At 34.2% G+C, this 14355-nt stretch carries 11 protein-coding genes; 3 read left to right on the top strand and 8 right to left on the bottom strand.

The window, feature by feature from the left end; translation table 11 throughout:
* The first annotated feature begins 63 nt into the window (after nt 1-63).
* Both panC and CQA44_RS09660 read left to right on the top strand, forming a co-directional pair.
* Nucleotides 64-939, top strand: a complete 876-nt coding sequence (gene panC / locus CQA44_RS09655) for a pantoate--beta-alanine ligase (protein WP_115547046.1) — start codon at nt 64-66, stop codon at nt 937-939.
* 108 nt (nt 940-1047) lie between these two features.
* Nucleotides 1048-2274 (top strand): hypothetical protein, encoded by a 1227-nt coding sequence (locus tag CQA44_RS09660; RefSeq protein ID WP_115547037.1) that lies wholly within the window; start codon nt 1048-1050, stop codon nt 2272-2274.
* 116 nt (nt 2275-2390) lie between these two features.
* Here the strand turns inward: CQA44_RS09660 and CQA44_RS09665 are convergent, their stop codons facing one another.
* The 8 genes from CQA44_RS09665 to hemC all read right to left on the bottom strand — a co-directional run bounded on the left by CQA44_RS09665 (nt 2391) and on the right by hemC (nt 13400).
* Nucleotides 2391-3449 (bottom strand): glycosyltransferase family 2 protein, encoded by a 1059-nt coding sequence (locus CQA44_RS09665; RefSeq protein WP_115547038.1) that lies wholly within the window; start codon nt 3447-3449, stop codon nt 2391-2393.
* Nucleotides 3446-4561, bottom strand: a complete 1116-nt coding sequence (gene wecB / locus CQA44_RS09670; RefSeq protein WP_115547039.1) for a non-hydrolyzing UDP-N-acetylglucosamine 2-epimerase — start codon at nt 4559-4561, stop codon at nt 3446-3448. The genes CQA44_RS09665 and wecB overlap by 4 nt, the downstream gene beginning before the upstream one ends.
* Before the next feature lie 2591 nt (nt 4562-7152).
* Nucleotides 7153-8163, bottom strand: coding sequence for an SPOR domain-containing protein (locus CQA44_RS09675; protein WP_115547040.1), 1011 nt, complete (start codon nt 8161-8163; stop codon nt 7153-7155).
* Nucleotides 8164-8210: 47 nt separating this feature from the next.
* Nucleotides 8211-8753: a DUF1882 domain-containing protein gene (locus CQA44_RS09680; protein WP_115547041.1), complete on the bottom strand. Its 543-nt coding sequence runs from the start codon at nt 8751-8753 to the stop codon at nt 8211-8213.
* A gap of 100 nt (nt 8754-8853) precedes the next feature.
* Nucleotides 8854-10104, bottom strand: coding sequence for a serine hydroxymethyltransferase (locus tag CQA44_RS09685; protein ID WP_115547042.1), 1251 nt, complete (start codon nt 10102-10104; stop codon nt 8854-8856).
* Between the two features lie 2 nt (nt 10105-10106).
* Nucleotides 10107-11621 carry a lysine--tRNA ligase gene (gene lysS, locus CQA44_RS09690; RefSeq protein ID WP_115547043.1) on the bottom strand — a complete coding sequence of 505 codons (1515 nt, stop codon included), beginning with the start codon at nt 11619-11621 and terminating at the stop codon, nt 10107-10109.
* 11 nt (nt 11622-11632) lie between these two features.
* Nucleotides 11633-12241 (bottom strand): CvpA family protein, encoded by a 609-nt coding sequence (locus tag CQA44_RS09695; RefSeq protein WP_115547044.1) that lies wholly within the window; start codon nt 12239-12241, stop codon nt 11633-11635.
* Nucleotides 12242-12326: 85 nt separating this feature from the next.
* Entirely contained in the window at nt 12327-13400 is a 1074-nt protein-coding gene (gene hemC / locus CQA44_RS09700) for a hydroxymethylbilane synthase (protein ID WP_115547047.1), read from the bottom strand.
* 167 nt (nt 13401-13567) lie between these two features.
* Between hemC and CQA44_RS09705 the strand changes: the two genes are divergently transcribed.
* Entirely contained in the window at nt 13568-14248 is a 681-nt protein-coding gene (locus CQA44_RS09705; RefSeq protein ID WP_115547045.1) for a response regulator transcription factor, read from the top strand.
* Nucleotides 14249-14355 lie beyond the last annotated feature (107 nt).

The following is a 14355-nucleotide window of genomic DNA, read 5'->3' on the forward strand; positions in this document are numbered from 1 at the left end:
CAGCCTATGCTGGCTACAACAAAAGAAACGCTACAAAGATATATCGCAGAATGTTTTATTGCCATGTTTAAAAAATCTCATCTGATTACTGCGCATAAAGACCATAATAGAGCCGTGCCAAAACTAGGCTTAGTGCCAACTATGGGCGCATTGCACAATGGGCATAAAAGTCTTATAGAATCTAGCATAAAAAATAATGATGTTACTGTTGTATCAATCTTTGTAAATCCCACACAATTTTCACCCACAGAGGATTTAGCAAAATATCCACGAACATTAGAGAAAGACATAGAACTATGCACAAGCTTGGGAGTAGATATTGTTTTTGCTCCAGATGCTAAGGAAATGTATAGCAGTAATGATGAGGTTACTCTTAATCCGCCAAAATCTATGGGCTATATCTTAGAGGGATATTATCGTCCTACACATTTTGCAGGAGTGTTGCAGATTGTGCTAAAACTTTTTAATCTCATGTTATCTTCGTGCTATCATTCTTCTCAAACCGATGCTTATTCTATACGGGCATATTTTGGCAAAAAAGATGCACAACAACTTTTAATTGTGCAAAAAATGGTGCATGATTTGTATTTGCCTATTGAAGTTATTGCCATGCCTATTGTTCGTGATACAGATTCTCTAGCATTAAGCTCGCGCAATGTGTATTTAACGCCTACACAGAGACAACAAGCCCTAGCTTTACCACGTGCCATCTTGCGAATAGAACATTTAATTGTGCAAGAAAATATAAGAGATATTGAAACTCTAAAGGCTGAAGCAAACAGTATCCTGCAAGGCTTGCAAATTGATTATATGGATTTTTATACTCACAATCTCACATTAGCAAAAGAATATGGAACGCGCGAAGCAAGAAAATGTATTTTTCTTGTAGCCATTACAATAGACAAAATAAGATTGCTTGATAATCTTTGGATAGAATAACACCTTTTGTGATGTACTTGCCCTAAGATTTTAAATCGCCTCTTAAGGCATAAATTACTTACTATTGTAGAATAATTTTAGGAAAGTTAAAAATTTTTAAGGAAAGTTATGCGGTTTTTAACGATTTTTCTGTGTTTGGCTTTATGTGTAAGTATAGAAGCACGTTATACAACACTTGATGATGCTCTGCTCAATGGTACAAAGAGAGTAGATGTTATTTTATACGGTAAATACACAAACAGTTCAGGGGGTTATGTTAATGGTTCTGTGGGGCTTGGCTATATTACAGGTTTTTACTATAGCCTACGTGCTGCCATTTCTTTTCGTGCTGCTCAAAGTTTTTTTAGCTCGCAAAATGCTTTTAGAAGAGATTTTGGAGGAAGTGAAGGGACATTTATAGGCGATAGTGCGATATTATTGGGAGAATCTTTTCTTGAATATTTCGATGGGGATACTGCTATTAAGTTGGGAAGATTTCAGCCCATTAATGAATATATTAATACTCTCACGGATGGAATCTGGATAAGAAATGCGAGCCTCAAGAATCTCACCATAGAAGGAATGTGGGCGTATAGGAAAGGTCGTGTGAGTTATTATGAAATGTTACCTTTCGCACGTTTGGGCAATGCAGGGTGGTTTGATGTAGGCATAAAATATTTCTTTGCAGGTAACAGGAAAGATATTAAAAGCTCTATGTATGCAAGTGTTTTTAGCACATTTATACCCGGCGCGTTTGTTAGCTTGGGAACTAGATGGCATTCTGGATTCCGATTTAATGGGAGTGAAACTTGGTTTGGCATAGATATAGGATTTGCAGGCAGCTTTGAAGATCATCAAAGCAATTTTTCTGCTGATAATAACACTTTTTTATTTGATGCAAAATTTAGCTTTGGCTTTAGTTGGTTAGATATTATGGTGGGTTATCTTGCAAGCGGCAGAGGAGGTATGGGGGGGCTTAATGCTATGGGTGTGGGCAATGGTACACAAGCAGATGATTCGTTTTTCTATAACAATATTCAACCTTTTTTTATTTGGGGTGGACATGCCATTAAATTTGGGAGAAATGCGCATTTAATCTATGTTGCCTCAAAACTTAGTTTTTTTGATAACAAACTGAATGTCTATGCAGCTTATGGAGCAACATTTTTTGATGGTTATAGCGGTCGTTATGGTAGCAATAACACAACAAATATTATACAAAATGAACTAGATATTATGGCAGAATTTGGCATAACTCGGACTTTGAGCGCAATAGCATTTATTAGCGACACACATTTGGGACGTGACGTGCCAAACATTTTTCAAATTAATGGCGGCTTTCGTTTTATGTTCTAAGAAAGATAATAGCAAATTTCATTTAAAATATTAAAATACCTTTACTCTATTTAGCAACTTACACAAAGGCTGCACAAGATTATTCTTCTTTGTCATCAATAAACAACAATTTGCTCCTATCTCTTTTGATATTTTTTAATTCCTAAGAATTTTTTAATAGCAACTCGTATTTTTTTCTCCATAGGTTTTACACAGGGCTTTATCCATGAATCAATAAAGAATCGTAGTTTGCTTAACTTGCCTTTTTTGATATAAGAGTGATAGTTGGTTAAAAAAGCTTGTTTATCTTTGCACACAAGTGGTTCAAATCCTAATTTCAAAGCATCTCTTACCATTTTTCTTTTTCTTGGAAAATTCTTTGAATCACGGTGCAGAGCGATATTTTCCTCTGTGCCATAAGTGTCTGCAAAAACAGAACTCCATAAATTTTCTTGTCCTAAGGGATGGGGTGGCACAAAAGTTTTAATTCCCTTTCTTTGTAAAGCTAATGAAAAAGCAATATCTTCTCCTGCTATTTTATAATCTTGAAGGACTTGTGTGTTGGTAAATAAATCCTCTAACCATTCTTTTTTAAAAAACCAAGCATGCCCTACAAAATCAACTTGCATTGTGCGTTCATTAGGCACATAATGTCCGATGTTAAAGCTGCTTTCTGCTCTTGGATAATATTCTGGGTAACAAAAAACCACCCCATTACCTCCATACAACCCCTCTTGTTTTTGCATTTCTGAAAAACAATTTGCTAAAAAATCAACTCCCGGAATTGTATCATCATCAAACACACAAATCAAAGGGGATTGTGCCTTTCTTCTGGCAAAATCAAATCTTGCCCACACACCCTTATTGGATTCTGAAATCTCTATCTCATCAAATGAATCTTTAATTTCATCGGGTATGCAAATTCCCTCAAAGACACCATCTTGGTAAAGTAAAATCTCTTTAGGTCTTAGGCTTTGTGCCTCTATTGCCCTAAGTTGTTTTATCAAGGCATAAGGACGTTTGTAGAGATTAAGAATAACGCTAACATCTTGTTGCCCCCCCCCCCCCGTTACTAGTGCTTTGTGCATTCCTTCATTTCTTTGCGCACAAGCACTTTCTAAAATCCCATCAGACTCTAAGCTTTCTTGTATTCTATGAACAACACAAGCAAATTCTTTCTCTAAAAATGTCCTCATTGTTTTACTCCTAAAAAATCTTTGATATGTCTATAAATCCTTTGGCTGGCTAATCCATCACCATAGGGATTTTGAGATTCTAAAGTATAGGAATGATTAAGAAAATAATGCCCTCTTTGAATGATATTTTCTTTGTTATTCCCAACAAGCTCACTGAATCCTAACTGCACTCCCGCTATGCGTTCTGTAAAATTTCTAAGCACCAAAACTTTTACTTTAAAGCTTGGTGCTTCCTCTTGTATGCCTCCACTGTCAGTTAAGACCAAATGACTAGCTTTAAGCACATTAATTAAATCAATGTAGTTCAAAGATTCTGTCAGGATAATATTTGGAAAATGGCTTAGGGTATTTTGGAGGACACCTCTCACATTAGGATTAGGATGCAGTGGAAGTATAAATTGCGTGTGTGGGTTACATCTAGCTAATTCTTGCAAGGCAGCAGCTAATTCGCAAATTTTGTCATGGTTTTCTCTGCGATGCAGGGTAACTAAGCAAACTTGATTCTTTCCCATAAGATTTAAACCTAGCTTTTTCAAACGCAGAGTAGATTTTGCTAATTCCTTTGAATCTAAATACGAAAAAGCGTCTATGACTGTGTTTTGGGTTACAAAAACCTTTGAGTGATGGATACCTTCTGCCAATAAATTTTTTGCATCTTGTTTTGTAGGACAAAAATGGAGAGAAGCAATTTTGCTTATCATTAATCTCATTGCTTCTTCTGGGAAAGGCTCATAGATATTGCCTGATCTTAAACCTGCTTCAATATGAAAGATGGGGATTTTTCTGTAAAAGGCACTCAAAGCTCCACAATAGGCACTCATTGTATCGCCCTGAATAATGACAGCATCAAGATTTATTTTCTCATAAAGCTCATCTAACTTTGTAAGCAATCTGGCATTCACACTAGGCAAACTCTGGTTTGGCTTCATGACATTGAGTGAAAAATCAGCTTTAATATTAAAGAATCGGAGAGTTTGACGACTTAAATGCTTTTGTTGCTCGGTATTACATAAATACACTGCAAAATCTTTCTGGGATTTAAAATATAAATACAAAGGAGCAAGCTTGATGACTTCAGGTCTCGTGCCTAAAATAAAAAGAATTTTTTTCATATTTTTTATTCCTTTGTATCAAAACCTCATCATAACAATCATTCACATATTTGTGAAGCAAATAAACTCCATAAAATTATACAAGATAAATAAAAATTTAGATTTTAAACATTGAGACTTTGGGATTTTTAGCAAAATGCTTTCTCATGAATCTCTTCTACTAGATTCTAAAAAGAGCAAAGAATCTAAAGCTTTAATAAAACTCTTAAATGAGGTAAAATATAGAATCATGCAGAATCTAAGATTCTATCATTAAGAGATTTAGAGTGCAGAAAGAGATTCTTCGCTTTCGCTACGCTTAAAGCTCAGAATGACAAAATAGATATTTCACACTGTCATTTTGAAGTCTTGTGTAGCAGGGCTAAAGAATCTAGCAATCCTTGTCATTTTGAACTTTGCTTTGGTAAGGCTAAAGAATCTATAAGATTGTCTTCTACTAGATTCTAAAAAGAGCAAAGAATCTCAAAGTGAGAAAAACATTAAGAGAATCCAAGAGATTAAGATTTAGACAGAAAGAATAAAAGATTGAGAGAGATTAAAAGAATTAAGGAATCTCAAGATTCAAAGAAAATAAGACAGAATCAAGGCATTAAGATTCAAATATGAGAAAGAATAAGAGAGTAATAGAATCAAAAGAGTAAGAGAAAATAGAAAACAAAGCATATAGAGAGTTAAGAACTAAAGAATCTAAAGATTCAAAGAGTTAAAAGAATTCTCTATGATTCTTTAAGATTCTGTGTGTGATTCTGTATTTGATTAAAGAATCTAAAGCTTTAATAAAACTTTCAAATTAGGCTAAGTGTAGAATCTCTTATGCTAGACTAAAAAACTAAAGCTTTGATAAAACTCTTAAATGAGGTAAAATATAGAATCATGCAGAATCTAAGATTCTATCATTAAGAGATTCAGAGTGCAGAAAGAGATTCTTCGCTTTCGCTACGCTTAAAGCTCAGAATGACAAAATAGATATTTCACAATGTTATTTTGAAGTCTTGTGTAGCAGGGCTAAAGAATCTAGCAATCCTTGTCATTTTGAACTTTGCTTTGGTAAGGCTAAAGAATCTATAAGATTCTCTTCTACTAGATTCTAAAAGAGCAAAGATTCTCAAAGTGAGAAAAACATTAAGAGAATCCAAGAATTAAAAGAACTAAAGAATCTCAAGATTGAAAGAGAATAAAAGAGAATCAAGGCATTGAGATTCAGACATGAGAAAAAGAGAATTTAAAAGAGCAAAAAAACCTAAGCATTAAGAACGAAAGAATCTAAAGATTCAAAGAGAATGAGAGAGACAACATAAGAGAGTTAAGGGATTAAAGAATCTGATGAGATGAAAGGATCTTGAATATTTTTATTAGGGATACTTCGCTATGCCTTAGTAATGACAATTTATTTCTTTTGTCATTCTGAACTTTGCTTTAGCAAAGTGAAGAATCTCAAGAATCTTTTATACTAGATTCTAAAGAGAGCAAAGAATCTAAAGCTTAAATAAAACTTTCAAATTAGGCTAAGTGTAGAATCTCTTATGCTAGACTAAAAAACTAAAGCTTTAATAAAACTCTTAAATGAGGTTAAAATATAGAATCATGCAGAATCTAAGATTCTATCATTAAGAGATTCAGAGTGTAGAAAGAGATTCTATTAGAGATACTTCGGCTAACGCCTCAGTATGACAAAAGAAATAAATTGTCATTCCAAAGTCTCGGCTTTGCATGTTAGTTTCTTGGCATTTTGAAGACTTAAAATAATAAATCTACTTTGTCATTCTGAACTTTGCAAAGCAAAGTGAAGAATCTATAAGATTCTCTTATGTTGGATTCTAAAAGAACAAAGATTCTCAAAGTGAGAAAGGAATTAAGAACTAAGCATGAGAGAATCTAAGAGATTAATACAGAATCAAGGCATTAAGATTTAGACATGAGAAAGAATAAAAAAGCAAGAGAGATTTAAGAGAATAAGAGAGAAAACAAAACATTAAGAACTAAGGAATCTCAAGACTGAAAGAGATAGAAAATCAAGGTATTAAGATTCAGACATGAGAAAAAGAGAATTTAAAAGAGCAAAAAAACCTAAGTATTAAGAACGAAAGAATCTCAAGATTCAAAGAGAATGAGAAAACACAACAATTAAAAGATAAAGAGAATCTCAAGTATCTAAAATTAATACACCAAGCATAGAATACACTCAAAAGAGAATAAGAGAGTCTTAAAAGTTAAGAGAAAGAAAGAATCATGAGTTATGTTTTGTTCTCTGCAATTTAATTCTTTTTAAGAATTAACACATAGAGACAAAACACAATGAATAAACTTATTGTGATTTTACTCTCTACATGGCTCTATTAATGAAGCATAGTTCTTTAGCTAATTTATCCCTATAGATATGCCCCCCCCTAATCTCTACATCAAATATTATTAATCCCTCATATTCATGACTATCAAGCAATCTTTAATCATATAAGTTGTCTATGATGAGATATTAGTGGATAACAGAATCAATTATTCTTTGTGCAAAACAGATAAGCACACACAATAATTAGGAACACTCTCCAAGAGTCGGCTTCAGTATCGCAAGAATCTTGCAATACATTAAGAATCTATTTGATTTCTACATAAAACGCACTGCCTTGTATCTCTTTGATTTTTTGTATATTCCTATTGGCTTCAACCCTAGAAGAATAAGGTCCTATAAGGTATTTTACAACAGTTTTACCGTCTTTGGAGTCTGTTTTTATACGGTAAGGATACTTAGAAATTCTGTTAAGAAAATTTTTATCGACACTTCCGGCAAAAGATCCAACTTGAATGTAATGCCCTTTCGTTGCGGCTTTACCATTATCTTTATTTTCAATCTGTTGTGGTTTCTCAATAATATTGCTACTAGGCTTGCTGGCACTAGATTGCTCGCTAGGAGCAGCTGGTTTAGCTGGAGTGCTATTTACAGGAGTAGATGCTTTTGCTACATTTTTAGAATCTGGAGTTTGTGTTTTTTCCTCTTTTTTTGGTTCTTTAGATTTAATGCTGGTAGGGTCTATAGCGGGCTTAATGACTGTTTCCTTGGATATATTTTTAGAATCTGAGGGTTCTTTGGTGGTTATCTCTTTAGGCAATACGGAAACACTTGCCGCTTTTTCGCTTATTTTATTAGAATCTTGAGTATTGGGCTGTGCATTTTTGCTTTTTTCTAAATGTTTTTGCTGAAGCTCCTGCATTTTTGCTAATACTTTAGGGTCATTATCAAGATTAAAAGTTGTTGAATTAGAATCAAGGGGAGGTAAGCTAAGATTGGGAATGCTAGATGGCGGAGTATCTGACATTTTTGCCATATCCATATCAAATGGGTCTAAATTAGCCATAGATGATGTATTAGAACTACTAGATTCATCAATATTATGAGCATAAGGTGGCTGATTAAGAATTCGTGTCTCTTGGTCTCCTGTTAATTGTATCGATTCTATAGTGTTATCTCTCGTCATTACCCACGCGATAATGAGAAATGTAACAATCAAGATAATTGCAACAATTGTTAATAATAAAATGGTTTTAGTTTTATTTTTACTGCTATTTTCGCTTTGAAAAATATCATTGACACTTGATTTATTTTTCATATAAAACTCCTATTGATTTGGATTATACAAGACTTTTGGTGTAAAAATTACATGTGTTTTGACCAAGCAGCACCTCGTTCTTTTGCATAAACTTCATAGGGCAGAGCAAGAATATTAAATTGTGGCGGTATATCATCGTTAGGAAACATGCGCCATTCTATTGCGCATTTTGTTGAGAGTTTTAAAGAGAGATTTTTTGCTAGTCTTTTGCCCTCTTCTAAATCTGTGTGTCCCTTATGGATATAGAGATGCAAGTGCCCGGGTGTCCTTGTGGTATATGCAGTGAAGTTAATAAAGCCTTCATCGCGTAACAGAAGCTGTGCTCTATGGTAAAATCTTTGAGGATCCCTGCCATTATAGTCAAAAACAATATTTTCTACCTTGTTTCCTCGTAAAATCAGAGAATGCGCAACAGTGATTTCTTTACGTAAATGACTTTGTATGATTTGTGAGCTTAAGAGCGAATTCACTCTTTCAAATTTATCATAAAAGATTTTTCCCACATGTACCATTTTTTGCCCTAAGCCTTTAACCTTTAAGTAATAATGGCTTGTGTCAATCTTAATGAGCTTCAACTCCATTTCAGTCATTACATTTCCTCTTGAATCGATTTAACCATAAGTGTTTTTGATTCTATCATGATTTACTAAACATTATTAAATTAAGAATTGTTTTGTGATCTTACGATACTTAGAATATTGGTTTCTCATAAACTATAAATTCCTTGTTGAGTTCTTCTATCTCTTTTTTGATTTTTGCTTGTAAGGAAGTATTATTAATGTCTGATAAAATCTCTGCAATTTTTTCACCAATCCATGTGAATTCTTTTTCTTTCATGCCTCTAGCAGTTAGAGCTGGCGAACCTATACGAATGCCGCTTGTTACAAATGGCGAGCGAATTTCACCGGGAACAGTGTTTTTATTGACCGTGATACCTGCCCTGCCAAGTGCAACATCTGCTTCTTTGCCGCTAAAATCATTTTTTAAAAAACTCATTAAGATAAGATGATTATCTGTGCCTCCGCTTACCAAGTCAAAACCTTTATTGACTAACACTTGTGCTAAAGTTTTAATATTATTTTTGACTTGTCTGGCATAATCTTTCCATTCAGGCTTAAGATTTTCTTTGAAACCGACTGCCTTACCAGCAATAACATGCATAAGCGGTCCTCCTTGCATACCCGGAAAAACCATTTTATTGATTTTTTGTGCAATTTCTTCATTATTGCTAAGAATCATGCCCCCTCGCGGTCCCCTCAATGTCTTGTGCGTAGTGGTTGTTACAATATCACAATGAGGAAAGGGGTTGGGATACTCTCCGGCGACAACAAGCCCTGCTACATGCGCTATATCAGCTAATAAAACCGCGCCCACACTGTCTGCAATTTCTCTGAACTTTACAAAATCTAATTCTCTTGTATAGGCAGAAAATCCACACACAATAATATTTGGCTGAATCACTCTAGCAGATTCCATAACTTTATCATAATTAATTCGTCCATCTAACTCCACACCATAAAAAAAACTTTGATATATTTTACCTGTTATGCTTACCTTTGAACCATGGCTTAAATGCCCACCATGCGTTAAATCCATACCCAGAATCTTATCATAGGGATTAAGCAAAGCAGCATATACTGCTGCATTTGCTTGACAACCAGAATGGGGCTGCACATTAGCAAATTGACAGCCAAAAAGTTTTTTTGCGCGTTCTATGGCAAGAGATTCTATACCGTCAACAAATTCACAACCCCCATAATAACGTTTGTTGGGATAACCCTCTGCGTATTTGTTAGTCAAGATACTTCCCATTGCTTCCATAACGCTAGGAAAAGTATAATTTTCGCTTGCAATCATTTCTAAATGTGCATTTTGTCTTTCTAATTCTTTTTGTATTAAGTCAAAAACTTCTGAATCTTGTGTTTGCATATAATAAGCCATAACTACTCCTTTTCGTGTGTCAAATTATCGTTTTCTGCAATAGGTTTCATTGCGGGAAATAAAATTACATCTTTAATGCTTTTGTTATTGGTTAAAAGCATTACCAACCTATCAATACCAATGCCCTGCCCTGCTGTTGGTGGCATACCATGTCCCAAAGCCCAAATAAAATCTTCGTCCATATATTGTGCTTCTGCATCGCCTCTTTCTTTTTCTATAACTTGAGCTTTAAATCTCTCTAATTGGTCTAATGGATCATTGAGTTCAGAAAACCCATTAGCAATTTCTCTGCCACCAATAAATAATTCGAATCTATCGGCAATGGTAGAATCTGTGTCGCTGCGTCTTGCAAGTGGGCTAATATCAAGAGGATAATCTGTAATAAAAGTAGGATTAATGAGCTTAGATTCTACAAAGTTGTCAAAGGCTGCATTGAGTAACTTTGCATAACTAAGATGAGGTGCTATCTTGATATGATTTTGCAATAAAAACTTTTCTAATTTCTCTTTATTTTGCACAATTACAGGGTCTATCCCACCAATAGTACATAAAGATTCTTTGTAGTTTAATGTGCTAAAGGCATGAAAATCGATTTGCATATCACCAAAAGGTAAAATTTTAGGCAGTTTTAGAGATTCTAAGATGTAATGAAAAAGCTCCTTAGTAAGGGCTATTAGGTCCTTGTAATCATGGTAAGCCCAATAAAATTCAATCATACTAAATTCTGGATTGTGACTATGGTCTATACCCTCATTACGAAAATTGCGATTAATCTCAAAAATCGCTTCAAATCCTCCTACAATAAGCCGTTTCAAATAGAGTTCAGGTGCAATTCTTAAATATCTTTCAATATTGAGAGCATTGTGATGCGTAACAAAAGGTCGAGCATTTGCACCGCCTGGGATTGGGTGTAGCATGGGAGTTTCTACTTCCAAGAAACCTCTAGATTCAAAGAACTTACGCAAAGAAGAAATAATTTGACTGCGAATAATAAAAGTTTCCTTTACACCTTCATTTACAATTAAGTCTATATATCTTTGTCGGTAACGCAATTCAATATCGCTCAAGCCATGAAATTTTTCTGGCAATGGAATAATTGCTTTTGTAAGCAATTTTAATTCTAATGCGTGGATACTTAACTCACCTGTTTTTGTTACAAAAGGGAATCCATACACATTGACAATATCTCCTACTTCAAGATTTTTTTTTAGGATTTTAAATAAATCACCTAATTCATTTTGTGAAAAATACACTTGTAAGAGCGCGCTAGAATCTTCTATCTTCATAAAGCTCGCTTTACCCATGAGACGTAGAAACTTTACCCTGCCTTTTATCCAGACCTTGGAAGTCTCATTTTGTTTTTCATCAGATTCCAATTGCTTAAGATAGGCAAATTTTTCTAAAAATTCCTGATTGCTTATATCCACCCTAGAATCATTGCGATAGGGATTTAATCCTAATTCACGCAGATGATTTGCTTTTTGTATTCTTTGTTGTATATAGGTATTTTCAAACAACTATTATCCTTTCACTGAATAGATTTTTGCAGAGATCTCGTGATGTTCTTTTTTGTTTTTTCGATATTTTTATCGACATCTTTTTTCACCTTTTGTGCTTGTTCTTCATATTGTCCTTGAATTTCTTGAATAGTTTCTAAACTCATGATTTTTTCAGCCACTTCATACATAATGGGATAACTTGTCGTATCTTTTGTGAAATCTTTAATGGGAGCTTTGAGGAATCCTATTTGAGAAAACGCATAGACTAAAACGCACAAAATCACAAAATACTTTAATGCCGAAAAAATATATCCCCCAAAATAATTTATAATAGCAAGTTCGGGCATAGCAACAATGAATCTTGCAATCACAGTACCAACTACCAAGAATCCAATCCAAATAAATGAGAAAATGATGATAAAAGCAAGACTCCAAAGGATTGTTTCATTTTGAAGCTCAAGTCCAGCAAGCTTCAGGTATTTACTTAATTCTACACAATACTTTGATGCTAGATAGATTCCCAATATTACACCAACCATACTCATGATTTCATGTACTAGACCATTTTTCAATCCACGTAATCCCAGCAATAAAACAATCACTATTATTCCAATGTCTATGTAATTTGCAAATTCCATTATGCCTATCCTAACATTTCAGTGCTGATCTTTAACTTTGAAAGCAGTATTTTAGCCTATTTTTAATAACCCTCTGTAAAAAGCCTTAGTTCCTTATCTCTTTTGCGACTTCGTGCAAAAGAGATTCTATGCCTTCACTCTTTAATTCATTAATCATGTCTTGCAAGGCATAAGAGACTTCGTTTTTGTTGCAAATTTTTTTGTTTTCTAAAATTTTGCTTGCACTTAAATTACCTGCGATACATTCTATCTGTACTTTTTCAGAATCCAAAATTTGCGCATGAATTCCTATGGGAGATTGACAACCACCTCCTAAAAGTTTAATGAATGCACGTTCAATTTGACAACATAACGCACTTTCTTCATCATGCAGCGATAACAAGACTTGATAGATAGCCCAATCTCTAAAAGAAGAAGAGTATTTCACATTGCGACACTCAAGTCCTAACGCTCCTTGTCCCATAGCTGGTATCATTTCTGAAACGCCAAAAGGAACAATAAAAGGAAGTGAATCGAGGCTTTGTTTTGCTTTTGTGATAGGTTTTGTGTGGATATTATCTTGTGTATTATATGTATATAATCCTAGACGTTTTAATCCGGCTATTGCCAAAACAATGGCATGAAAATCTCTGTTTGTTAAGCGTGCAAGTCGCGTTTGCACATTACCCCTAAGACTTTGTGTGTCTAAGTCTGGACGCATATTTCTTAGCTGCATACTACGTCTTAAAGAGGTTGTGCCAACTCTTGCTCCTTGTGGTAATTCCTGCAGTGAAGAATACTCTAAACTCACAAAGCAGTCTCTACTATCCTCTCGTTTTGTGATTGCTGCAAGACATAATCTAGGTTCAATATCTACAGGCACATCTTTAAGAGAATGGACGGCTAAATCAATTTCTCCATTCAATAACTCTCGCTCCAATTCTTTGGTAAAAAGCCCCTTACCACCAATTTTTGCTAATGGTGCATCAAGAATTTTATCGCCTTGTGTTTTGATAACTCGAATTTCTACTTGAATGCCAATAGATTCCAACTTCCCTTTAATATAATTTGCCTGCCAAAGAGCCAGCAGGGATCCTCGTGAGCCTAGTTTTATTGGAGAGGATTGGATTTCTTGAATATATTGTTGTGGGATTGTTGTTTGTGCATAGCACTTACTCATGGAATCTTTCATGAATTCTTGCACCTTATTGATTTAGGATTATGTAAGGATAGATTCTACTATATTTTGTAGGTTTTATATAATCTAATATGTTAAGTATATTGAAGTTAAGAGAGTTTTTATATAAGATAATTTATAATCTTAAAATTCAAAATAAAGGTTTACAAATGTTAGAAATTCTTATGATAGAAGATGATGTTGAATTAGCAGAAGTCTTAAGCGACTATCTCAAACAATACAACATTAATGTAACAAACTATGACGAACCTTATACAGGTATGTCTGCTTTAGCAACAAAACGTTTTGATTTGTTGCTACTTGATTTGACACTGCCTAATCTTGATGGATTAGAAGTATGCAAAAAAGTTGCAAAGCAAAAAAATATCCCTATTATCATTTCATCAGCTAAAAGCGATGTGAATGATAAGATTGAAGCCCTTGATAATGGGGCAGATGATTATATTTCTAAACCTTATGATCCAAAGGAGTTGGTTGCAAGGATTCAGTCTTTATTGCGCCGCTATTCTCAAAAACTTGCAGAAGAGAAAATTGCAAACAAATCAGCTACATTTCGTATTGATAAAGACACGCGTGAAGTTTATTTTAAAGAAAAAAAGCTCGAGCTAACAAGAGCGGAATACGAAATCTTGACGCTCCTTATTAGCAAAAAGGGGCATGTTTTCAGCCGAGAAGCAATTGCTATCGAATCTGAATCTATCAATCCAGAAAGTTCTAATAAGAGCATTGATGTAATTATTGGCAGGTTGCGTTCTAAGATTGAAGAAAACCCCAAAGCACCACAATATATTATTTCTGTTCGTGGTGTGGGCTATAAGCTTGAATCATAGTGTTTTAATATTTTTTAGGATTCTACATCAATTACAAGATATTTAGATAAAGTGGTCATTCTGCTAGAGGCAAGCAATAATATTTTGGGGTTTGTTTTTCTCTACAC

This window comes from Helicobacter sp. MIT 14-3879 (assembly GCF_003364125.1).

Excerpts from the sequence above, each read along its gene's own strand:
- hemC (WP_115547047.1), bottom strand. The coding sequence starts at position 13,400 with ATGAGTAAGTGCTATGCACAAACAACAATCCCACAACAATATATTCAA.
- CQA44_RS09660 (WP_115547037.1), top strand. The coding sequence starts at position 1,048 with ATGCGGTTTTTAACGATTTTTCTGTGTTTGGCTTTATGTGTAAGTATA.
- panC (WP_115547046.1), top strand. The coding sequence starts at position 64 with ATGTTTAAAAAATCTCATCTGATTACTGCGCATAAAGACCATAATAGA.
- wecB (WP_115547039.1), bottom strand. The coding sequence starts at position 4,561 with ATGAAAAAAATTCTTTTTATTTTAGGCACGAGACCTGAAGTCATCAAG.
- CQA44_RS09665 (WP_115547038.1), bottom strand. The coding sequence starts at position 3,449 with ATGAGGACATTTTTAGAGAAAGAATTTGCTTGTGTTGTTCATAGAATA.
- CQA44_RS09675 (WP_115547040.1), bottom strand. The coding sequence starts at position 8,163 with ATGAAAAATAAATCAAGTGTCAATGATATTTTTCAAAGCGAAAATAGC.
- CQA44_RS09680 (WP_115547041.1), bottom strand. The coding sequence starts at position 8,753 with ATGACTGAAATGGAGTTGAAGCTCATTAAGATTGACACAAGCCATTAT.
- CQA44_RS09685 (WP_115547042.1), bottom strand. The coding sequence starts at position 10,104 with ATGGCTTATTATATGCAAACACAAGATTCAGAAGTTTTTGACTTAATA.
- CQA44_RS09705 (WP_115547045.1), top strand. The coding sequence starts at position 13,568 with ATGTTAGAAATTCTTATGATAGAAGATGATGTTGAATTAGCAGAAGTC.
- CQA44_RS09695 (WP_115547044.1), bottom strand. The coding sequence starts at position 12,241 with ATGGAATTTGCAAATTACATAGACATTGGAATAATAGTGATTGTTTTA.